At 61.0% G+C, this 21,731-nt stretch carries 20 protein-coding genes; 4 read left to right on the top strand and 16 right to left on the bottom strand.

Annotated features, from left to right (window positions below; genetic code table 11):
• Positions 1 to 4 precede the first annotated feature (4 nt).
• Genes FHT77_RS16565 through FHT77_RS16530 form a run of 8 tightly spaced genes read right to left on the bottom strand, consistent with a single transcriptional unit; the run spans position 5 to position 9,435 of the window.
• Entirely contained in the window at positions 5 to 1,834 is a 1,830-nt protein-coding gene (locus FHT77_RS16565; RefSeq protein WP_183756042.1) for a DUF4157 domain-containing protein, read from the bottom strand.
• The gene (locus FHT77_RS16560; RefSeq protein WP_183756041.1) at positions 1,831 to 2,079 is read right to left on the bottom strand and encodes a hypothetical protein; all 249 of its coding nucleotides are present in this window, start codon (positions 2,077 to 2,079) and stop codon (positions 1,831 to 1,833) included. Before FHT77_RS16560 ends, FHT77_RS16565 begins: the two co-directional genes overlap by 4 nt.
• Complete coding sequence (locus tag FHT77_RS16555) at positions 2,076 to 3,983, bottom strand: ATP-binding protein (protein WP_183756040.1); 1,908 nt, start codon at positions 3,981 to 3,983, stop codon at positions 2,076 to 2,078. Before FHT77_RS16555 ends, FHT77_RS16560 begins: the two co-directional genes overlap by 4 nt.
• 8 nt (positions 3,984 to 3,991) lie before the next feature.
• The gene (locus FHT77_RS16550) at positions 3,992 to 5,248 is read right to left on the bottom strand and encodes a DUF4255 domain-containing protein (protein WP_183756039.1); all 1,257 of its coding nucleotides are present in this window, start codon (positions 5,246 to 5,248) and stop codon (positions 3,992 to 3,994) included.
• 2 nt (positions 5,249 to 5,250) lie between these two features.
• Positions 5,251 to 5,970 carry a hypothetical protein gene (locus tag FHT77_RS16545; RefSeq protein WP_183756038.1) on the bottom strand — a complete coding sequence of 240 codons (720 nt, stop codon included), beginning with the start codon at positions 5,968 to 5,970 and terminating at the stop codon, positions 5,251 to 5,253.
• Positions 5,967 to 6,815: a hypothetical protein gene (locus tag FHT77_RS16540; RefSeq protein ID WP_183756037.1), complete on the bottom strand. Its 849-nt coding sequence runs from the start codon at positions 6,813 to 6,815 to the stop codon at positions 5,967 to 5,969. Before FHT77_RS16540 ends, FHT77_RS16545 begins: the two co-directional genes overlap by 4 nt.
• 29 nt (positions 6,816 to 6,844) lie before the next feature.
• On the bottom strand, positions 6,845 to 7,372 hold the full coding sequence (locus FHT77_RS16535) for a phage tail protein (protein WP_183756036.1): 528 nt from the start codon (positions 7,370 to 7,372) through the stop codon (positions 6,845 to 6,847).
• An 11-nt stretch (positions 7,373 to 7,383) separates the two neighbouring features.
• Positions 7,384 to 9,435, bottom strand: a complete 2,052-nt coding sequence (locus FHT77_RS16530; RefSeq protein WP_183756035.1) for a phage tail sheath C-terminal domain-containing protein — start codon at positions 9,433 to 9,435, stop codon at positions 7,384 to 7,386.
• A 1,212-nt stretch (positions 9,436 to 10,647) separates the two neighbouring features.
• On the opposite strand from FHT77_RS16530, the gene FHT77_RS16525 reads away from it, so the two are divergent.
• Complete coding sequence (locus FHT77_RS16525; protein WP_183756034.1) at positions 10,648 to 11,940, top strand: NCS2 family permease; 1,293 nt, start codon at positions 10,648 to 10,650, stop codon at positions 11,938 to 11,940.
• 452 nt (positions 11,941 to 12,392) lie between these two features.
• Here FHT77_RS16525 and FHT77_RS16520 read toward each other — a convergent pair whose 3' ends face one another.
• From FHT77_RS16520 to FHT77_RS16490, 7 genes are all read right to left on the bottom strand, one after another.
• Positions 12,393 to 12,725, bottom strand: coding sequence for a hypothetical protein (locus FHT77_RS16520; protein ID WP_183756033.1), 333 nt, complete (start codon positions 12,723 to 12,725; stop codon positions 12,393 to 12,395).
• Between the two features lie 290 nt (positions 12,726 to 13,015).
• Positions 13,016 to 13,168 (bottom strand): hypothetical protein, encoded by a 153-nt coding sequence (locus FHT77_RS31135; protein WP_210280937.1) that lies wholly within the window; start codon positions 13,166 to 13,168, stop codon positions 13,016 to 13,018.
• Between the two features lie 63 nt (positions 13,169 to 13,231).
• Positions 13,232 to 13,993, bottom strand: coding sequence for an SDR family NAD(P)-dependent oxidoreductase (locus tag FHT77_RS16510; protein ID WP_183756032.1), 762 nt, complete (start codon positions 13,991 to 13,993; stop codon positions 13,232 to 13,234).
• Between the two features lie 19 nt (positions 13,994 to 14,012).
• Positions 14,013 to 14,819, bottom strand: coding sequence for an ABC transporter permease (locus FHT77_RS16505; protein WP_183756031.1), 807 nt, complete (start codon positions 14,817 to 14,819; stop codon positions 14,013 to 14,015).
• Complete coding sequence (locus tag FHT77_RS16500) at positions 14,819 to 15,685, bottom strand: ABC transporter permease (RefSeq protein ID WP_183756030.1); 867 nt, start codon at positions 15,683 to 15,685, stop codon at positions 14,819 to 14,821. The genes FHT77_RS16505 and FHT77_RS16500 overlap by 1 nt, the downstream gene beginning before the upstream one ends.
• Positions 15,686 to 15,759: 74 nt before the next feature.
• The gene (locus FHT77_RS16495) at positions 15,760 to 16,923 is read right to left on the bottom strand and encodes a spermidine/putrescine ABC transporter substrate-binding protein (RefSeq protein ID WP_183756029.1); all 1,164 of its coding nucleotides are present in this window, start codon (positions 16,921 to 16,923) and stop codon (positions 15,760 to 15,762) included.
• Between the two features lie 22 nt (positions 16,924 to 16,945).
• Positions 16,946 to 18,037: an ABC transporter ATP-binding protein gene (locus FHT77_RS16490; RefSeq protein ID WP_183756028.1), complete on the bottom strand. Its 1,092-nt coding sequence runs from the start codon at positions 18,035 to 18,037 to the stop codon at positions 16,946 to 16,948.
• Positions 18,038 to 18,228: 191 nt separating this feature from the next.
• Between FHT77_RS16490 and FHT77_RS16485 the strand changes: the two genes are divergently transcribed.
• Positions 18,229 to 19,041: a helix-turn-helix transcriptional regulator gene (locus FHT77_RS16485; protein ID WP_183756027.1), complete on the top strand. Its 813-nt coding sequence runs from the start codon at positions 18,229 to 18,231 to the stop codon at positions 19,039 to 19,041.
• A gap of 84 nt (positions 19,042 to 19,125) precedes the next feature.
• On the opposite strand, the gene FHT77_RS16480 is transcribed toward FHT77_RS16485, so the two are convergent.
• A complete protein-coding gene (locus FHT77_RS16480) occupies positions 19,126 to 19,611 on the bottom strand; it encodes an ureidoglycolate lyase (RefSeq protein WP_183756026.1) in 486 nt (161 codons plus the stop codon).
• Positions 19,612 to 19,874: 263 nt separating this feature from the next.
• Between FHT77_RS16480 and uraH the strand changes: the two genes are divergently transcribed.
• Positions 19,875 to 20,240, top strand: a complete 366-nt coding sequence (gene uraH, locus FHT77_RS16475; RefSeq protein WP_183756025.1) for a hydroxyisourate hydrolase — start codon at positions 19,875 to 19,877, stop codon at positions 20,238 to 20,240.
• A gap of 3 nt (positions 20,241 to 20,243) precedes the next feature.
• On the top strand, positions 20,244 to 21,728 hold the full coding sequence (xdhA, locus tag FHT77_RS16470; protein ID WP_183756024.1) for a xanthine dehydrogenase small subunit: 1,485 nt from the start codon (positions 20,244 to 20,246) through the stop codon (positions 21,726 to 21,728).
• The last annotated feature ends 3 nt before the right edge of the window (positions 21,729 to 21,731 follow it).

Genomic DNA, 21,731 nt, shown 5'->3' with positions numbered 1-21,731 from the left:
ATCGCTACCTGCTGTAGACAAAATTCAGCCCGATCCGGGCGAAGTGCAGCTTTTCCGTGTCGTCGCTGAAGGCCTTGCCGAGTGCCGCCTCGACTTCGACTCCGATCCGGCGGCCCTTTTTCATGTCGTCGAAAATCCCGATCCTGGCGCCGACCTCGCCGTAGGGCGTCTTGTCGGGCCAGACGATGCCCCCGACGCCGCCAAAGACGCCGACCTTGGCGCCCCAGGTCGCTGGGTGGGTCTGTGCTGAAAGCCCTAGTCGCGCTCCGAAGAGCAGCGCGTCACGATGTTTCTCCGGGGCATTCAGATAAAGGGCGTGCAGTCCAGCCTCGAGGTTGAAACGTCGGCTCGTATCGAGCGGCAATGCGGCGTCGACGCCCCCCTCCACCGCGTAGCCCTCGCCGAGATTGCCAGAAAATCCGCCGCCACCCAGCGTGAATCGTGCCTCGACCGGAAGAGCCCGGGCCCGTGCAAGGTCGACCTTGCAGCTCGCACCGAGCGCTGCCTGCACAAAGACTTGCGCAAACTGGAAATGCCGCTCATGGAAGGCTGCAAGCCTGCCGTAGGTGTGTTGAGACCCCATGCGGGTGAAGTCTGTCCGGACCCGCTCATCGCGCGCCCAGGCCGGCGTGCGGGTTCGGTAGGCCTGATTGGTCTCGCGATATTCGTCGCCGACGCCGAGCCGCTGGTGGCCGCCTTCGTGCACCGTCGTCCCGGGGTTGAAGTCCGGCGCGCAGATCGTTGCCGCATCGGCGCGTCCGCCGCGATTGACGACATTGATGGTCACATCGGGACTGGTGGCCGTCTGGCTGACCTCCACCCGGATCGGAATGTCTCGGCCAGCACACGGGTTCTTGCAGCCTGAGACCCTCAGTTTGAACCAGCCGTTCAGGCCATCCTGCGCCGTTTGAACGACTTCGTTGGCGATCTCCGCAAGCCGGGCCGGGCTGACGGGAGGCGCGGGGCCGGCACCCCCGCTCGTGCAAATGCCGGCGGTTCCAGATGTCGGTGCCGCGACAAAATTCATGCGAAACGGCAGGCGCACGACGCAGTTCTTGGGATCGTAGATGACGTTGACGGTTTCATCGCTGATGGTCATCTGAGCCTGGGTCGCCGTGGCCGGTGAAATCTCCTGCCGCCTGACACTTCCGGTAAAGGTTCCGTCAGCCTGCAGGGTCGGTCCGCCGGTAACGGTATTCAGGAACGCCGTGCCTCCGCCGCCGCTGGTATCGATCGGCGCGAGACCAGCCGGTTGCCGCCTGATCGTCCCGCCGGATTGCTGCACGACATGGGCAAGCTCATGGGCAAGCAGGGCATTGCCGCCCTCGGCGCTGGCAAATGCAATCGAGGAGCCAAGCGTGTAGGCTCTCGCGCCAATGCCCTCGGCGGCGCGCTCGGCTGCGGCACTGCGGTGGAGGCGCACCTCGGAGAAATCATGGCCGAAACGCGGTTCGAAATAGGCGCGCTGCTGAGGAGTGAGCGCCGTGCCGCCGCTACTGATGGCTGACGCTGCGCGGTCGACGGCTGACTGTTCGGCTGCCGCGCCGCCCTTGCGGCGAAGCATCGCGTCGTTGGCCTCGCAATGGGCGCACTTGCGGCGAATGGCGTGCCGTTCCTCGTCCTCGCAGGCGCTGCACTTGCGCTGGGCAAGCGAAGTCGAACGCGAGAGGTTGGAAACACGGGCACCCGAGAGGATCTCAGCTGCGGCGCGATCGGCTTCGTGCTCGAGCGGATCGTTCTCTGAACCGAGCTTGACCTTTCGCTGAACCATCGGTTTTGCGCCCGGCTGGGGCGTCTTGCCTGCAGTCTGCGGGACAGGATATGCCTGCATCATGACGTCACCCTCCGCAGCGCACGGGCAATCTCTCGCCTGACCGCATCGGTCAATTGCGGCATGCCCGTGTCGCTGGTGATGCGGATGGTGAGTGCGTCGATGCGGATCCGGCCCCCGTCGGCAGCCCCAGCTCCAGCAGTGTCCCCCGCTTGCGAAATACCGTCGACCACGGCGCGGGTGATGCCGTGTGCGTTGGCACCATTACCGTTGACCGCTCCGACATGACGCTGCAGTGTCCTTGTCATGCCCACCCCCCAAAGTCGCGGTCGAGCTTGCGGAATTCTGCCCGGGCCGCCCGTTCAATGTGTCTCATGCCGACCGCGCAATCTTCTGCTGCGGACAGATAGGCCGCATTGACGGCAACAACGCTGATGTTGCCTCCTGTGAAGTCGAGCCTGGAGAGCTTCTGATAGTCGAGGTCGTCCGTGAGCGTGCCTGCCGGGAAGGCGCGCCGCCACATGGCTTCGCGCTCGGCGGCATCGGGAAAGGGGATGTCGACCACGTAGCGAAGCCTGCGAAGAAAGGCGGGGTCGAGATTGTTCTTCAGGTTGGTGGCAAGGATTGCGAGGCCGGAGAAGGCCTCCATCCGCTGCAGGAGGTAGCTGATCTCGAGGTTGGCATAGCGGTCATGGCTGTCCTTGACCTCCGTCCGCTTGCCGAACAGTGCATCCGCCTCGTCGAAGAAGAGGACGCAGCCACCGGCTTCGGCGGCGTCGAAGACCTGCCGCAGATTACGTTCGGTCTCGCCGATATATTTCGAGACCACGGAGGACAGGTCGATCCGGAAAAGATCAAGCTTCAGCGAATGGGCAAGGACCTCTGCGGCCATGGTCTTGCCGACACCGCTCGGACCGGCAAAGAGTGCTGTCGTGCCGTGGCCGCGGGCGAGCTGCCCTGCAAAGCCGCCTGGGCCAAGGACCCGGCTCTTGAAGCGAACCTGCGCCTCGATGGCGTGCAACAAGGCAAGAACCCTCGGTGGAAGGACGATATCCGCAAAGCCGAACCGGGGCACGATCCGCTCGCTGAGCCCGAGCAGATCCCGGCTGGTGACTGAGCGGCAGGCGTCCCAAAGCGCGGAAGCAGCATCGACAGCTTCGCGGGCGAGCCGGGCAATCTCCCGCGGTCCCAGCGCAAAATGCTCGGCAATTTCAAGGAGATCGTTTTCAGGGACGGTTGCCTTCCCATCAAGGGCGGTTTTCCAGAGGAAAAGACGGTCAGGCGCCGCAAGCGGACGGCAGTCACCGGTCGGCACATGACGCGCCGTCTCGAGAGGCCGTTTGCCAATGATAATGATGAAGCCGGAAAAGCCGCGCAGCATGTCCTCGCCGGCAAGCCTGCCGTCGGCCTCGTCAATGTCGACAAGCAACGAGAAGCGGCCGATGGCGGCTTCGCGTTCAAGCAGCGCAATGAAGTCGCGTCGTTCGCCAGGATCGGAAGGAAGGAAGCGCGGAAGCAGGGTACGAATGCCAAGCCCGAAGCGGCGGGCAAGGGCTGCGGCCGTGGCGCGACGCGCGCTTCTTGCCGCGCCGACCAGCGCTGCCGCCGGGCGCGCGATGTCCACGCTCGCGCAAAGGTAGTCGACGATCTTTAGATTTTGCTCTGGAAGAGGACCGTAGTCGTCCGCCTCTAGCGCCTGGTCGATCGCGGCGACGCGCTGGTCCTCTCCGAGCAACAGCCGCAAGACGCGCTCATCCACGGCAAACCGCGATTGCAGCAGGACAGCGCTGTCTGATATCTCGATCAGCCGAAAGCGTCTGAGTGGCGCGTCCGGGCTGAACCGGGCGAGGGCAAGGAAGCGGGCCTCTGGCGGCTCGATCGTTTCGCACACCGCAAAGGCCATCTGAAGGTCCGCCCTGCCAATGCCTTGCACCAGCTGCGCTGCACAGCCAAGCAACAGAACGTCGAGATCGAAAGGTGCCAGCGAGAAGAGATCGCCAAGCCGGTCGATGCTGGCGGGCTCACCTGCGTTGATCTGCCGTCTCCGTGCTGCATCATAGGCATCACGGATCGCCCCGGTGTCATCGGCCCCGGCAAGGCGCGCCGAGATCCAGGAGAGACCGAGCGCCATCGTTGCGGCATTGGTGCTAAACCAGTGCGCTGGTCGGTCTTCCCAGATGCTCTCCTGCGCATTGATGACCGTATTCAGCATGATCCTCCTCACGGTTGGTGGTAGACGAGTTCTGGTCCAATGCTGCGCACACCGTCCACCAGCACTGCCACCGGGTAGTCGCCTGCGGATGGCAGCTCGAAGCTTTCAACCGGCACCTCGATGCGTGTCGGCGTCGGCGGATCACCCGGTGCGGCATCCGCTGCCTTGACGATCCGGCGTGAACGGTCGCCGATCACGACCTCGACGATCTTCGCGCCGCGGTGCCAGAGCCGTTTGCCCTCGAGCCTAAGGACCCGATCGCCAGCAGGGGAAAGGACGGTCAGGCCTTCGAGAGACGGCACGAGCTGAAGAAGAACGGTGTTTGATCGAAGCCTCCGTGTCGTGTTGCCGGTCGTGCCCCGGTCCAACCCGCCGGTGACCGTGTCCGTTGCGATGTCGGTGAGAATGTGAAACTCGAGTGGGCCCGGCTGGAGCTTGATGTCATCAGGCACGATCATCTCGAAGCGCCCGTTCGGGGAGGCGGGAAGCGAAGCGGGAAGAAGCGTTCCGAGGACAGCAGATACCGGGACGCCAATCGTGCCTTCCGTCTCGATGACAACAGTCCCCCCGATCGGGACGCGGATGTCGCCGATCGGTTCGTTTGGTGGTTTTAGGACAAAAGCCGAAAGGATCACCGGTGCCCGACGCACGGTCGCGGATATCGATCGTATTTCCACGGGTGCCGGCCGCAGGCGCGGAGACACGGTCTCGATCTGCACGACCGTCACTTCGTAGACTACCGATCGGCGGAAATTCGCCTGCGGCATCGCCGACCAGATGCGACTGAGATCGTCGATCGACATCGGATTCAGCACCACTTTCAGGCGCTCGAATTCGTCGGCAAGCACCGGATCGATCACCGGATCGCCAATCCGTTTGCTGCCGACATTCCGGGTCATGACAAGCTCGTCGATGTGGACCCCGAACTCATGCAGGACGGCCATTGCGTCGCCGAGCAGGATTTGCGCGTTGAGGTCGGAATCAGCGGCGTCTTCAGTTGCGCTGTAGCTCGACAGCAGGAAGCGAAGGTCCAAGGACAGCGGCGGGCGACCCGGGCTGCCAGGATGTGCCCGACCTGGAATGTCCTGGTTCTTGAGAACCCCATTTTCGATCACCTGGTAGAGGTAGAGGTTCACACGTCGATCTGCGACCTGCGGCGTCACGTCGGGCGGCGACAATGTCACCTCGGCTGCCGTTGCCATGCGATCGAGAAGCAGATGGCGTAGGGTCCGGCTGACAGCAGCGATCGCTTCGTGTGTTGCCATGGCTATCGCCTCGGTCCAAGGCGCCGCTGCTCATGCGTGGCAAAGCCGCTGGCGCGATCAGGCCCCCGGTCGACCGCGGCTGCCGGAGACGGCGTGACGACGATGTCGATGCGCCCGATCTCGATCGTCGTGCCGCTGTCGGACCGCGTTGCGATGGCTGCCGGCGCACGCGCTCTGGCCAGCTGTTCCGGACGGATGGCCCGTTCCGGCAGGGAAGGATCCATCGCTTGAGGATCACGTTCCCGTGACATGCCCGCCGGATCGATTGCGGACTGGGGCGTCCCTCTTGGTTCTCTGAGATTTGGGTCGAGCCCTACGACAGGTCTGGTCGTCAGCACCTCCTCGCCGGCGGGCTGTGCCGCAACAGGCTGGTCGGCAGGGGCAGGCTGGTGCCGGCTCGGCTCAACAGGCGCAGCAGCATCGGGCACGCGCGCACGCGTCCGCTCATGGCCATCCCTCGTAGCCGCAGCCGGCGTCGGTTGGGCAGGTGTCGCAAGTCGAAGGGGCTGCTGTTCCGGCTGCAATGTGCCGGGGCGTCGGACGGTCACTTGCGGTGGCTGTCCACGGTCCGATTTAGGTGCTTCGGCCATGCCCGGGTCGGCGTAAGCAGCGACCTGGCGCGGGGAAAAATGCGATCGGGCAGGAACGGTCGCAAACTGTGCCTTTCCGGCCGCGGAAGGTCCGATACCTCTGATGAGCACCGATCGAAGAAAGCCTGTCATGCCTCCAGCTCCTCCTCGATCATGGCCAGGTAGTCGGCGCGGCGGTCACGGGTAAGGGCGAGGATATCAGGCTCCGTCCAGTGGTAGACAGAGGCCAACCGATGCACGTCGCGAAGGACATGTCGACCGTCCATCAATGTGCCCCGGAGGAGCGTCGTTGCATCGACAACGACCTCCACCGTCTTTCCGCAGCCCGGGCAGACGAATTCGGCCTCGCTCTCTGCCGCCGGGTCGGCGTGGCGCATGGCGTCTTCGACGGCTGCAAGGATCTCGGCGTCTGGATCGACGATCGATACCGGCCACCCGTTCCGGGTCGCCTCGACCACACAATCGCGCAGGAGGCGCACGTCCGCATCCCCACCTGCCTCCGGGGCGGCCAGGGCAAGCCTTGCCTGGTCGCCGCCTGTCGGGAGCCGAAACGAAATCTGCCACAGAGCGCCATCGCATTCGCACTCAACTTTATAGATCGCCGTTTGTCTGGCGGGAGGCGGTTCTGCGACGCGGGCAGGGATATCGAGTTCGACGATTTCCTCGCAATCAGGGCATCGCGCGATGACGTCGACATTGGCTCCGAAGGTCAGTCGATAAAGCGCAAACAGCAGCCGCTCCCGGTCTCCGACCGTCAGTTCGGCGGCATCGGCAGGGAGAAGGCCGGACAGTGTCCCGATTCTAACGACCGACGATGCGAGAAGCCTTGAAACAAGATCCGCGTTGGGCCAGCCGGCCCTGACGCCATCGCGCAGGTCAAATTCCGCCCGGCCCGTCAACGGCACCAACGTTGCCGACCGATGGACGGCGCCGTCGCGAAACAGGCCCTGTGCGAGTTCGATCGCGATGGTGTCCATCGGAACTCTCCCTGGAACTCAGCTGGTTGTTAGCCCGGCGGGAACGTGAACGACGGCTCGGTTGGCTCGGTCACGGCGGTATCGCGTTCCCAGCCTTCGTTTTCGAGTTTGAGTGTCTGGATCGCGACCGCATTGGCGTTGGCGTCGAGATCTGGAAGTGCCTGGTATTCCGAAACCCAGCAACGGAATACGTTGTAGGAAATGACCTTTTGCCCGGCCTCGTTGAACAGGTCGATGATGATGTCCTTGCGAAAGTCTGCGAGTGACAGCTCCGCCCCGGGGCCGGCCCCGAAATTCCAGAGCTTGTTTGCCCATTGCTCGAATTCGAGGTCGTGGGTGACGCCCCGTTCCAGCGTTACCGCTTCGTATTTCGTGCGGCCTGGCGACTTCCGGCTGGTGGAGGGGTCTCCCCCCTCCCGATGCTCCACAACTTCCGTCGAACGCTTCAGTGCGCCGACCTTGCTGACCCCGGCCACATAGCGACCGTCCCATTTCACCCGGAACTTGAAGTTCTTATAGGGGTCGAACCGGCGGGGATTGACTGTGAACTGTGCCATCTCGGTTATCCTCAGGCTTCAGGTCGCCGCACGATCTGGTGTATCTTGATGATGACGAATTCCGCAGGCTTCAGGGGCGCAAAGCCCACCTCGATGTTGACGATGCCGTTGTCGATGTCCGATTGCGTCGTCGTCTCCCTGTCGCATTTGACAAAGAAGGCATCCCGCGCCGTCGACCCCTGAAACGCGCCCTGCCGGAACAGGTCGTACATGAAGGAACCGACATTCATCCGGATCTGTGCCCACAGAGGCTCGTCGTTCGGTTCGAACACCACCCATTTGGTGCCGCGGTAGAGACTTTCCTCGATAAAGAGAGTGATGCGGCGGACCGGGATGTACTTGAAGTCCGACGCAATGAGGTCCGCCCCATCGAGGGTGCGTGCTCCCCAGCAAATGTTCGAGTAGATCGGGAAGGAGCGAAGCGCATTGACGCCGAGCGGGTTCAGGGTGCCGTTCTCGAGATCCGTCATCTGGTAGGCGAGGCTGTCGACGTTGCGAAGCCGCGCGTCGGTGCCGGCCGGCGCCTTCCAGACGCCACGCGCTGCATCGGTGCGGGCCCACAGTCCGGCGATCGTTCCGGATGAGGCAACCGAACGGGCGCGACCCTGGTTCAATGGATCAGCAAGGATCGTCCGTGGATAATAGACCGCACCGTTAGGATGACGCAGCGGCTCGTTGTCCGAGAGCCAGGCATGCATCTGATCGACCAGCCTGACATTTTCGGGGATGTCGACGATGATCATCGCGCGCCGATCACCGACATAGGCCTCTGCCGCAGCATAGAGCGACCGGGCATTGGCGGCGGTAAGACGTGGAGCATCGGGTAGGCAAAGGATGTTGAAGAGATCGACATCCTCGAGTGCCCACAGGCCGGTGCGATCGGCAGCGTTTCCCTGGTAGACCGCAAGCGGAACCGCATAGGTCTCCCCGTCCAGAACGGTGCCGTCATCACCGCCGTCGAGTGCAAAGGCAGCACCTGGCGTCGGAAGGTGCTCGGTGGCGTTGGCAGCACCTGTTGCCGGCTGCAATGCGTAATTGGCGACATCGGCACCGGAAAAGACAAACAGCGCGTCGGCTGCAAATGTTCGCGGCCCAAACCCCGGCGTGACGACAAACCGGCGCGGCCGCCCCGTCGCCCCGTCGCCAATGATGGCGACGGTCGCTGACGAGAAGTAGGTCTGCAGTTCCGGAGCAAAGCGAGGCGCGACGGCGCGGATTGCGGCCTGCAGGCGCTGCGCCCAGCTGTTGAAGCTCGCCTGTGTCTGTCTTATGGCCGAGGACGGGTTTGCGGGGACGTCGGCCGCGATCGTGAGCGGCTGCGCGGCCGCACCCGAGCCGGCAAGCGTGATCGAGATGGTGTCGATGTCGGCAAAGACCGGCCGCGTTCCGGCAAGTTCGCCGCTCACCATCCCGGTCGCGCGCGGGCGCGGGAAGGGTGCTGAAAGGGTCACGCCCGTCGCAAGCGCAAGCTGGATCAGCCTCGAGCCCTGATTGACGACGTCGATGACGTTGTTCGCGGTATTGGGTTCGGTCGTCAGGTTGTTGAAGGCTTCGGAGGAGGCGATGCTTGCCGTTACCCCGCTGGTTCTGAGCTCGCTGACCACCAGATTGAAGGTCGCATCGTCACCGGTTCCATTGTTGGTGATGGCGATGCGCAGGTTGTCGCCCCATCCACCGGGATTGACCGCCGACTGACCGCGAATGCGCCGCCCAGCAGTCGCAACCAGTAGGTTCGAACCGTCTAGCGCAGGCAAGGTTACCGTAGAGGCTGCGATCGCTGTTGCACTGTCGCTGCCGTCGTGGCCGACCCTGACGACATAGGCTTCGGTTCCGCCATTGAGGAAGAACTGCTGGACGGCGTAGGAGGTCTCGCTGTTGCGTTCGAGACCACCATATTCGCGCTCGAAGTCGGACTGGCTGAGCAACTGCACCGCCTCGTCGAGAAGGCCACGGCTGAACGTGCCGATGAATGCGGTCGTCGAGGTGGCGACGCCTGTGACAGGGCGAAGGCCACTCGGAATTTCTTCAACATACACGCCTGGGTAAGTGGGACGTACGGGCATCGTCAGACTCCGAATCGTTCGTTGAACACGCGATACGTGTCATTGCGACGGAACATTCCGGCATTCGGGAGTATAAACGGGGAGCTGCTGATTACCGGTACAATATGAGAGCAAATCAACCGATGGTCAATACTGTAGTGGGCCCGTGAAATCCGTCGACGGGAAAGTAAAAATGATTCAACGGGATGCGCGTGAGTCGCGACCCAATATCGCCGGAGAACGTTTCCTGTAAGGGAAGTGCCTCGGGTCGTAACGCCGGGCACTGGGCGTCGGGACATCGAACAGAGAGTAACAATTCGACAATCATGACGGGCGATTTTGATGCGCGGTTCACACCCGGAATAATCACCGAAAAGTTGTGAAATCCGAGGAGGAAGGATCTGGCCTTTGATCTGTGTCAACGCGTTTCGATGGAGACACGGTTCGCGGTCGTCAGCACGACAGGAAAGTTCCCTCCGAGGCTATGGAAATGGCGGCGGGCCACGGCGGCCGTCACACGGGTTATGACAGCCCCTGCGACCGCACGAACCTTGGCGAAAACTGGACCAGATGCCCGCATGCGGCGATGCGCCGCCCATCGCGTAATTCCCATTCCGGAAGATCGCGACGCGCATCACACAGATGTCTGGTGATGGATTGACCTGCGGCGGACAACCCAAAACCCTGGGTTTGGATCATCAAGCTCGCTGTTACTTCCGGCTGAAATTTTAGGGTTCGCAACGGTCGCATCGCGATTCCCAAGGCTTTTTCGTGATGCGATCCCCTTCGATGAAAAAGCTCACCCCGTGACACGAACGAAGGCAATGGTGCACGCCGAACAGGACGATTGGACGTCGCTGGCATTGCCGGCGAAATCCGGTTTTTGCGTGAGAGAGACCGGGACGGAGCGGGGGATCAATGCGCCAAGGATTGGCTGGCGATGAAGGTTGCCACTCGCATTTCGAACGCGACTGGGCCACCCTTCAGGAGTGCTTCGACCTCACGCGATGAGGGATGGCAGGAAAGCTGAGCCCCGGAACCACGGGCAAAATTTGAAAGTCTTTCGCGTTTTTACAGGGGAATCCACCCCTAGCGCCTCGCGCCTCGACAACGCACAATCCCAATCTGCAAGGAAGTTGCTCGACGGCCGCGTTCCTTGTGCCTGGATCTGGAGGAGATTCTGGCTGACCCACGACAACAGGCGGAGCCGGAATGCTTGCCTTGGGAGGAACCATGTTTCAACGGCTTTTCAAATTGAGTGAACACGGCACCAGCGTGCGCACCGAACTCATCGCAGGCGTGACGACGTTCCTGACGATGTCCTACATCATCTTCGTGAACCCGGATATCCTGTCGACCACAGGCATGGATCGTGACGCTGTGTTCGTCGCAACTTGTCTTGCCGCGGCTTTGGGATCAATCATCATGGCATTGGTTGCCAACTGGCCGATCGGCATGGCGCCAGGCATGGGGCTGAACGCATTCTTTGCCTTCACCGTGGTTGCGGCCCTCGGCTTTACCTGGCAGCAGGCGCTTGGCGCGGTTTTCATCTCGGGCATGATCTTTGTCCTGCTGACGGTAACAGGCGTGCGCCGGTGGCTGATCGACGGCATCCCGCATTCATTGAGAAGCGCGATCGCGACCGGTATCGGCCTCTTCCTCGCCATCATCGCACTGAAGAACGCCGGCATCGTCGTCGACAACCCAGCAACACTCGTCGGCCTAGGAAACCTCAAGGAGACCGGACCGCTTCTTGCGATCTTCGGCTTCTTCGTCATTGCCGTGCTCGATGCGCTGAAGGTAAGAGGTTCGATCCTCATAGGGATTCTCGCTGTGACCGTCCTATCCTGGATCTTTGGCGTCAGCGAGTTCAAGGGCATCGTCTCCATGCCGCCGTCGATCATGCCGACCTTCATGCAGCTCGATATTTTCGGTGCTCTCCACGGCGGTCTGATCCAGGTAATCCTCGTCTTCGTTCTTGTCGAAGTCTTCGATGCGACCGGTACGTTGATCGGCGTTGCCAAGCGCGCGAAGCTTGTCGAGGAGGGACGTCCTAACAACCTGAGCCGGGCACTGCTTGCAGACAGTGCGGCTATCGTCGCCGGCTCTCTGATGGGGACCAGCAGCACGACGGCCTATGTCGAAAGTGCCTCTGGCGTGCAGGCAGGCGGCCGGACCGGTCTGACAGCGCTTGCGATCGCTGTCCTCTTCCTGGCAGCTCTCTTCATCTCTCCTCTCGCTGCCTCGGTTCCCACCTATGCGACCGCTCCGGCTCTTCTCTACGTTGCAGGCCTGATGATGCGCGAGATGACCGAGATCGATTGGGACGATTTGACGGAAGCGGCGCCGGCAGCGCTCACCGCACTCGCCATGCCCTTCACCTATTCCATCGCCAACGGTCTTGCCTTTGGTTTCGTAAGCTATGTCGTCATGAAGATCTTCACCGGCCGGTGGTCGATCCTGCATCCGGCGACGCAGATCGTGGCCGCGCTGTTTGTTGTGCGCTTCGCCTTCTTTGCCCCGTAAGGCACGTCGCGAAAAAGGTCGGCTTGTCCGACCAGCCACTCACCTGAATCTGGAGTCGCGGAATTTTTCGCGGCTCCAGATTTTCTGAGCCATGCCACTGATGGGCCGAGAACAATCGACAGTGGGTGGGAGGTGAAGCCTCTCAGCCAAGCCTGCCGACAAGCCCGGGTCCCGTCTGTCTCGTAGTCGTCCGGGTGAATTGCCAGAGTGCTCCATCGCAAAATTGCAATTATGTATATAATACAAACGCCTGTGCGAGGTAAGAAACCAATGGGGCTGGCGCATACAAGTCTTAAGATGTCGTCCGGTCTTCCATCCGGGTGGCTTACCGTCCACTTGTCTGACACTTTCTCATCCACCGCCAGGGCGCTCTCGATGACCGCTGCGCGCGAAGGGGCGGGACTCGTCGCCAATCTCCCAGTAGCAACGAGTGGTATTTCTCCTTTACGAGACTAGTAGCCCGCCTTTCGCCAGCCAGCGGCACGAGCTTCTTGCTCGGAACAGAACCAGCGTTCTCCATACTGCGGCGATATTTTCGTAGCCTCGTAATAGTGCTGGCCTGGTACGTGATAAATTCGTTCGCCGGAATCGATGCTGACATTACCCTTAATGTTGCAGGCTGTGCCTCGTTGGACGATCACTCCGTTGTCGATGATCATCGGTTGCGACTGTGCGGTAAACGAAGACTTGATCGGAGCGGACATGAATTCCGGCAATAAGGTATAGCCACCGGCTCCCAGGAATGCTGCTGCCGAACTCAACACTACCATCGTTGGAAACTTCATGTCTTTCCCCTGAAAAACCTCTCAGGGTTGTAACACGGCGAGGTTTATCGGAGCGTATATCACATTGCTAAAATGCCGAATGTTGGCGACGTCGCGCATATCTGGGCGCCCCGGGCTGACTTTCAGGCCTTCCCCGCCGGACGCGGCTTCGCAATGATCGCTCTCGGAGCCTTACAGCGGACCGACCTGCCGCTCAGCCAATAAATCTGCCGAAGGCTCATGGTCATGGCCGGCGATCACGCCTGTCGACACCAAGGTCTCAAAGAACGCGACCTTGAGATCAAAGGACTTCAGCAGTTTTTGCGGCTCGGCTTCACCACAGCATCGTCGAACTCACCCGGCCGCTCCGCCATTTCCACGAAGGTGGTCGTCTTGAGGTGATATGCATAGGCGTCGAGGACTTCCGCTGACCCGGCAGCGGTCCGCCATGAACGGATGATCATTTCCCAATTCTCCAACTGTGTGTTTTCAACCTGCCAGTCGCATTGGGTTAGCTGGCGAGGATTTCAGACAACAGTTTCGCCACCGTCGACGATCAGGATTTGGCCAGTCATATAAGAAGACCGATCGGATACCAGAAAAAGTATCGGCTCGGCAATTTCGGACACGTCAGCCCAACGTCCGAGTGGCACTTGCGCGCCGATATAGGATTCGATGGCATTTCGCCCGCCCATCTGAGCGATAAACGGTTCGTTGAAGGGTGTGTCGACCCAGCCTGGGCAGAGCGCGTTGACGCGGATTCCAAACTTTGCGTAATCGCCCGCCATCTGCCGCGTCATGGCGATGACGGCATGCTTCGTCGTCGTATAGGCGATCATTTCGCGGTCGTAGAGCACGCCGGATGACGACGAGGTGTTGAGAATAACGCCTTTGCCGGCCTTCTTCATAAGCGGCATCACGAAGCGTGAGGCCATGAAATGCGCCCGCACATTCAGGCTCCACGACCTGTCGAAACCGTCGACGGCAACTTGCTCCAGGTCGCCAGCCACCTGCGCACCTGCGTGATTATGAAGGATGTCGATGCGGCCGTGGCGTGAGGCAACCGCCGCAATTCCAGCCTCCAGTGCCTTATCGTCGGTCACATCGACCACGAGGCTTTCGGCACTGCCGCCTGCCGCCGTGATCTGGCTGACGGACTCCGCGGCGTTCTTGAGATCAAGATCGGCGATGATCACATGGGCGCCTTCTCGTGCCATGATGAGCGCCCCGGCGCGCCCGATGCCCGAGCCTGCTCCGGTGACGATTGCAATGCGGTCCTTGAGTATCATGCATTTCCCCCGGACGGTTTTAGGTTGTCTTTTTGCGCATGAGGAAGCGCGCGATGAGAATGAGGGCCAGCGAGGCAACGAGCACCATCGTCGCAATCGCATTGATCTCAGGCGTCACGCCCCGGCGGATCGAAGCGAAGACATAGATTGGCAGCGTCGTATTCGATCCGGCGACGAAGAAGGCGATGATGAAATCATCGAATGAGAAGGTAAAGGCGAGCAGAAAACCCGCCAGGATCGACGGCATGATCTGCGGAAGCACGATCTGCCGGAATGTTGTCAGCGGCGTCGCGTAGAGATCGCTGGAAGCTTCAACGATGTCGCGCCCCAAACCGGCGATCCGTGCCTTCACGATCATTGTCACCAGCGCCATGGTGAAGAGGCCGTGCGCGGCAATGATCGAACCGTATCCGAGCGCGAGCTTCGGCGGCTGATTACCCGGCCAGACGACTGCGATCAACGGGTTGATGAAGCCGAACACCTCGACCAGCGCCACCAGCGTCGCGATGCCGATAACGACGCCGGGAACAACGATCGCCGCAGCAAAGAGGCCGTCGAAAACAGCGCGCATGCGCGTCCCCAGCCGCTCCATGCCGATGGCCGCCATTGTCCCGAAGATCGCGGCAAGCACGGCACTTGTTAAAGCGACGATCAGGCTGTTGCGCAGCGCTTCCATCAGGAAGACGTTGGAAAGCGCTTTCCCATACCACTGCGTCGAGAAGCCGACGAACTCACTCGCATTGCGTCCAGAATTGAAGGAGAACAAGACGACCAGCGCGATCGGCGTGTAGAGAAACAGATAGACGGAGCTGACGAGGACGCGCATCAAACGAGATCCACCTGACGGGTACCCGCAACACGCCAGGCGATGCGCATGGCGACGAGAAGCACCACGACGACGACCGCGACCAGAGTAACCGCAATCGCCGATCCGAACGGCCAGTTGCGTGACTGCAGGAAAAGATCGACCAGTGCATTGCCAATGAAGAATACCTTGCCGCCGCCGAGCAACTGCGGGATCAGATACTCGCCGAGCAGGAGGATTGTCACCAGCGCCACGCCCGTCATGACACCCGGCAGCGATAATGGCAACGTGATGCCGAGGAACGTCGAGACGGGTTTTGCGCCGAGGTCGGCGGATGCCTCCAGGAGGCGGTGATCGAGCTTTTCGAGGCTGACATAGATCGGCATGATCATCAAAGGCAGGTAGCCATAGATGATCCCGAGCAGAACCGCGCCCGGCGTGTTGATGAGCCGGACATTCTCGATACCGAAGAGCTCCAGAAGATGCGGAATTCCGCGTGCACCCAGCAAATACATCCAGGCGTAGGTGCGGACGAGAAGACTGGTCCAGAACGGCACGACGACCAGCGACACGAGGAGCAGCCGGCGCTGCGGACTCGCCTTGACAGCGAGATAATAGGCAACCGGGTAGGCGACCAGCAGACAGGCCGCCGCCCCGATCGGCGCCAGGATCAGCGTATTGACGAAAGCCGTCGCCCGAGAGCCGAGATTGGCAAACTGTGCGAAGGTGAATGCCGCCTGATATCCGCCTTCTGGCGCGCGCTCCCCGAACGCAAAGACAATGATGGCGATAAAAGGCAGCACCAGGAAGACGAACAGCCAGATGCTCGCTGGCCCAACGAGGGCAGCAGTCACAAGGCGCCGCTTGGTGGCAAGTGTCAGAGGCATTGCGTCTTCTTGTCCGCGGATTGAAGGAGGCAAACCGGTCCCCATCGGTGCGGGGACGGAATTGCCTGGTTGGATCAGGCTGACTTGAAGCGCGCCATGAGTTCGGCACGGCTCGGATCGGTCAGCGTGACGGCGGCACCAAACTCCAGTGGGGTAAGCGCAGCTTCGTCCGGATAGACGATCTTGTTTGACGTGACGTCCTTCGGCAGGAGCGACATGACGCGACTGTCGGTCGTCGGCGCGCCGTTTGCGATGTGCTCCTTCACCGCGTTCTGCGGGTCCATCAGATAGTTGAGCAGGGCGTAGCCCGCGGCCTTGTTGGGCGCATCCTTGGGGATCGCGTAGTAGTCCGTCCAGATCTCGCCTCCGTCCGTGCCGAGCACATAGGCCAGTTCAGGCATGTCGCGGTTAAGCTGCGCGCCGTCGTTCGTCCAGCACATCGTCAGCCACGCATCTGTCGACCGCATCGACGGCTGATAGTCCGAGTTGATTGCGAACAGATGTGGCTTGACCTTGATCAGCAGCTCCTCGGCCTTCGCAAGCTCTTCCGGCTTGATCGAATTGAAATCGTAGCCGAGCGAAACCAGCGCGCTGCCAATCGTCGTCAGCTGATAATCATGCACCATGGCCCGGCCATCGGCCTCTGTCTGGGCGATTTCGAAGAAGTCTTTCCAGCTCGAGAGCTTCGTCTTGAGCTTCGAGGTGTTAACCGAGAAGCCGGTTGTGCCCCAGTTCTTCGGCAACGCGTATGTCTTGCCGTCGATTTGGCCCTCCTTGGTAAAGCGCGGGCTCTCGTCCTTCTGGCTGAAATTCGAAACCTTCGAAAGATCGAGTTCGTCGATCAGGCCGAGCTTATGGTAGGTCGAGATCGTATAGTTGGTCGGCACGAATAGCGACCAGCCAGAAGCACCGGCCTGCAGCTTCGCGAGCATCTCCTCGTTCGAGCCAAAGACGTTCACCTCGACCGCAACGCCCGTTGCAGCCTTGAAGTTCTCGAAGGTCGCGGGATCATGATAGTTAGGCCATGTCGCGATCGACATCTGCGTGCCGAGGTCTTCTGCGGCATAGGCGGGCGTCGAGAGTGCGCCGGGCAAGCGCGACAGAACGGCAGTCGCAAGACCGAGGCCGGTGACGCCGAGAAAATGGCGGCGGCTGATCGAGCCACGCTTCAGCCGCATGAACTCGTCCATGAAGGCCTCGGCGGAAATGGGAAGATTGTCCTTGTAATCCTTGCTCATGATGCTGCTCCCGTGTTTTGGTCTATGCATTCGATGCTGGAAAAACATGTACGGCAGTGGGGTCGAAGCCGAGGAAAACCTCTTCGCCCGGCTCCACGAGATCGCTCTCGTTCATGCTGCGCCGGTCGGCAGTGATCAGAAAGTCGCCAAGCTGAGGCACGCTCACCGCATATTCGACCGATGAGCCGAGAAAGATGCGATGCGTCACCATGCCCTTGAGCGAAGTCGCGGTTGCCGCCTTGCCGCGGGTCAGATGGATTGCCTCCGGACGGAGGGCCGCTATCGCCTTGCCCGGCGCAAGGCGCGTGCCAGGCATGATTGCCGAGCCATCCGCCAGCCGGAGTGTCTTGCCGTCGGCTTCCATCGTCGCGGACATACGGTTCGTCTTGCCGACGAAATCGGCAACGAAGAGATCGGCCGGGCGATCGTAGACTTCCTGGGGCGTCCCGAGCTGGCGAATCTGTCCCGCGCTCATCACACATACGACGTCGGCCATCGATAGAGCCTCCTCCTGGTCATGCGTGACGAGTACGAACGTGATGCCAAGCTCGCGCTGCAGCGTCTGCAGCTCGATCTGCATGGCAGAGCGCAGCTTCTTGTCGAGTGCTGCAAGCGGCTCGTCGAGCAGCAGAACCGACGGGCGGTTGACGATGGCGCGGGCTAGCGCCACACGCTGTTGTTGGCCGCCCGACATCTCGTGGATGCGCCGCTTGGCAAAGCCTCCCAGTCGCACCATCTCCAATGCCTCGGCAACGCGGCGATCGATTTCGGCGGCTGCGATCTTCGGGCGCATCTGCTTCAGCCCGTAAGCGACATTCTGTTCGACATTGAAATGCGGAAACAGCGCATAGTGCTGGAACACCATGTTGACTGGACGGCGATAGGCTGGAATGCCATTCATTTCGCGCCCGTCGATCAGGACCGCGCCATCGCTCGGCTGTTCGAAGCCGCCGATCATGCGCAAGCATGTCGTCTTGCCGCAGCCGGAAGGGCCGAGGAGCGCGAGAAACGCTCCCTTGGGCACATTGAGGTTGATGTCCGTCACGGCGGTCACAGCGCCATAGTTCTTTGTGACCGAACGGAATTCGATATCGTTCGTCGAAGCGGATGCCACGTCTGTTCCCTGCGGTTGGTTTGAATCTGGCAGTCTGCGCTGCCTTAATGCCACCGTCGTTAAGGAAAGAGTAAGCCTGAGCGCCTCGCAAGGTATATACCCCGAAAGGGGTATTTAAGCACGCATGGCTTCGTGGAAGGTGTATATGAGATAATGCGCAGTTCCGCGTGGGCGGCAAAGGGAATCCGTCAATGAGCACCGACCTTGAGGCACTGTTCGGCGCCTTCAACGCAACGATCGGAAAGCCGGCTATGGCGGATGTCGAGTTCGGCGACACGCTCCGCCAGATGATGGGCTCACTTGTACGCTTCGACTATGTGGTTGTCTTCGCCTACCGCGGGAAAGAACGGCCGATCGATCTCTATAACACGTTCGACACACAGGAGCATGTCGTCTTCGTAACCCTCTATCAGGCGGGTCCCTACCTGCTCGACCCGTTTTACCACACCGCGCGCGAACGCCGCGAAGGCGTGCTGAGGATGCGCGAGCTGGCGCCCGACCGCTTTTACTCGAGCGAGTACTATCGCACCTACTACGTCCAGACCGGACTTGCCGAGGAAATTGGCTTCTTCGTCAACGCCGACGACGACATCACGATCGTCTTGTCGCTGATGCGCCGCGAGGAGACCGGTGTCTTCCCGCCACGAGAATTCGAGACGCTGAAAAAAGCCAGGCCACTCGTTGCGAGCATGGTCAGACACTATTGGGCGGGGCTTGCACCACGCTTCGATGCTCAATTGGCCAAGCGCGGCAAACGCCGACGCAAGCGGGGCCAAAGCGAGCATATCTCGCCCGCCGATGCCGTATGGGGGGACCTCAACCTGACAAGTCGCGAGGCATCGATCGTCGAGCTCGTCTTGCAGGGCCATTCCTCGGAATCGATCGGCCTGAAGCTGAATATCTCGACTGGCACCGTGAAAGTTCACCGACGCAATGTCTATCGCAAGCTTGGCATTTCCTCACAGACTCAACTGCTGTCCTTATATCTCAGCAATTTTGGATAAGCTGCAGGAACAAGTCAGCCCATAGCATAGACGAGACGGGCGACAGTGGCACGGCAGGCCAACGATAAAACATCGCGGCCGTGATCAGCGTACAAGGAAGGGCTCACTGTAAACATGTTCTTCCACATTGATGCCGTCGCCGCCCCGGTCCACCACCGCGAAATCCGAGCGGGCATCAAGCGGCGTGAGGACGCCGTGCCAGACGTTGCGGGCGATATTGATCCCCTGTCCGGGTCCTGTTCGAAACGCCAGCGGTTCACCGGGCCCATTTCCCGTTTCCTCGGCGACGATGACCAGAAACGACCTGTCAGTCAAAGGGATGAAGGCCTGGCTTCCGAGAGGATGGCGCTCCACCAGCTCAAGGACCAGGGGTAGTTGGCAGGGTTCGGCGCGGAACAGACTGATCATCGGACGCGCGTTCTCGCCCGTAGTCTCGATCCTGGCGAGGTCGTGGTACCGGATGCACCGTCCCGCATTGATCAGGAAATTGTCGGCGCCTTCTATCTCGATCACCTCCCCGAACGGGGAAAATGCCGCCCGGCTCAGAGGCCTTATCTCAATATCTTTCATTCCTCTTCTCTCTCGTTCGTCCTGCCGCCCTTACTGCTCGGCCGGCGCAACGCGCCGCCCGGTTGACCTCGGCGAACAGGCTCACGGCGCGATCTGCTCCGCTTCGCCGCATCGTCAGTCCTCTGGTCCATGCTGGTTTGTAAACTCAAATCATGCATGCCATTCCCCCTGGAAAATTTGAAAGTCTTCAAGGATCTCGCTGCTTTTCAGGGAAATCGTCCTGTCGGATAGTGGAAGAGGAGTGTTCTGTTCTGGGAGAAAACATGCAGTCAGATTCGCAAGGTGCCGGGCGCCTCACGACCCACGTGCTGGACACGGCCAATGGCAAGCCCGCCGATCGGCTGCGGATCGACCTCTACAGGGTCGAGGACGATGCGCTGCATCATCTCAAGACCACTGAGACGAATGACGACGGCCGTTGTGACGAGCCGCTCCTGTCGGGCGAGGCGCTGAAGACTGGCACCTATGAGATGCGGTTTCATGCCGGGGACTATTTCCGAAGCATCGCCGCCGCATCCGGCTTTCTCGATCTCATCCCCCTCCGCTTTGGCGTGACCGACGAGGACGCGCACTATCACGTTCCCTTGCTCGTCTCGCCCTACAGCTATTCCACCTACCGCGGGAGCTAAACAATGACGGGACCTGCAATCCGCCACGAGCTGCGCTTCATTCTGAACGGACAGGACATTGCACTGACGGGGGTCGCGCCGGACCAGACGCTGCTTGACTGGCTGCGCCTCTCTTGTCAGCTCAAAGGCACCAAGGAAGGCTGTGCCGAGGGCGACTGTGGAGCCTGCACTGTGCTCGTTGGCCGCCTGACCACCGGGGGCAGCCTTGTCTACGAGGGCGTTAATGCCTGCATCCGCTTTGTCGGGTCCCTGGACGGCTGCCACGTCGTCACCGTCGAGCACCTGTCCGGCAGCGAGGGCAACCTGCATCCCGTGCAACAGGCGATGGTCGATTATCACGGTTCACAATGCGGCTTCTGCACTCCCGGTTTCATCATGTCGCTCTACGGGCTGTGGATGCAAACCCCATCCCCGAGCGACCAGCAGATCGAGACGGCATTGCAGGGCAATCTTTGTCGTTGCACCGGCTACGAGCCGATCCTGCGTGCGGCGAGGGCGATTTCCGCCTATGGCGGGACGGATAATGATCCGCTCCTCCTCGAACGCGAAACGATGATCGCGCGGCTGAAGGGTTTGCGCGACGGTGCGCGCGTCGAGATTGGCGAAGGGAAGGATCGCCTGGTTGTCCCGGCAAATCTCGACGACTTCGCGTCCATTCTCGAGGCCTCACCCAATGCCACGATCGTCGCCGGATCCACCGATGTCGGCTTGTGGGTGACAAAGCAGATGCGGGACATCACGCCGGTCGTCTTCATCGCCGGGCTCGATGAGATGAAGTCCATGACCATGAAGGATGGCCTGATCTCCATCGGTGCTGGTGTGACCTACAGCGAAGCGGTGGCGGTCTTGTCGCAGCAAATTTCGCCGCTCGCTGAGCTCATTGCCAGGATAGGTGGCCAGCAGGTGCGCAACATGGGCACGATCGGGGGCAATATTGCCAACGGCTCGCCGATCGGCGACATGCCGCCGGCGCTCATTGCTCTTGGTGCCACGCTGACCTTGCGCAGGGGCGCAACACGACGCACCATTGCCCTTCAGGACTTTTTCATCGCCTACGGAAAGCAGGATCGTCAGCCCGGCGAGTTCGTCGAGGCGGTGCATGTGCCAGTCCCGCAGGCAGACGAAAAATTTGCCATCCATAAAGTAACCAAGCGCCGCGACGAGGACATCACCGCGACGCTGGCCGCGTTCCGTCTGGCGCTTGCCGACGATGGTACTGTTACATCTGTCTGCATCGCCTATGGGGGCATGGCTGCCACGCCAAAGCGCGCCCATGCCGTCGAGGCGGCGCTCATCGGTCAACCCTGGACCGAGGCGACGGTGGAGGCTGCGATGGAGAAATACGCAGAAGACTACACGCCGCTATCAGACATGCGCGCCACAGCAGAGTATCGCGCGCTCGTTGCAAAAAACCTCCTGCTCCGTTTCTACATGGAAACAACCTTGAGCCCGACATCGGTCAAGGTGCACAGATACGAGGCCGCATAAGCC

It is taken from the genome of Rhizobium sp. BK181 (assembly GCF_014193305.1).
GTDB lineage: Bacteria > Pseudomonadota > Alphaproteobacteria > Rhizobiales > Rhizobiaceae > Rhizobium.
This window is presented reverse-complemented; position numbering and strand designations above follow the sequence as displayed.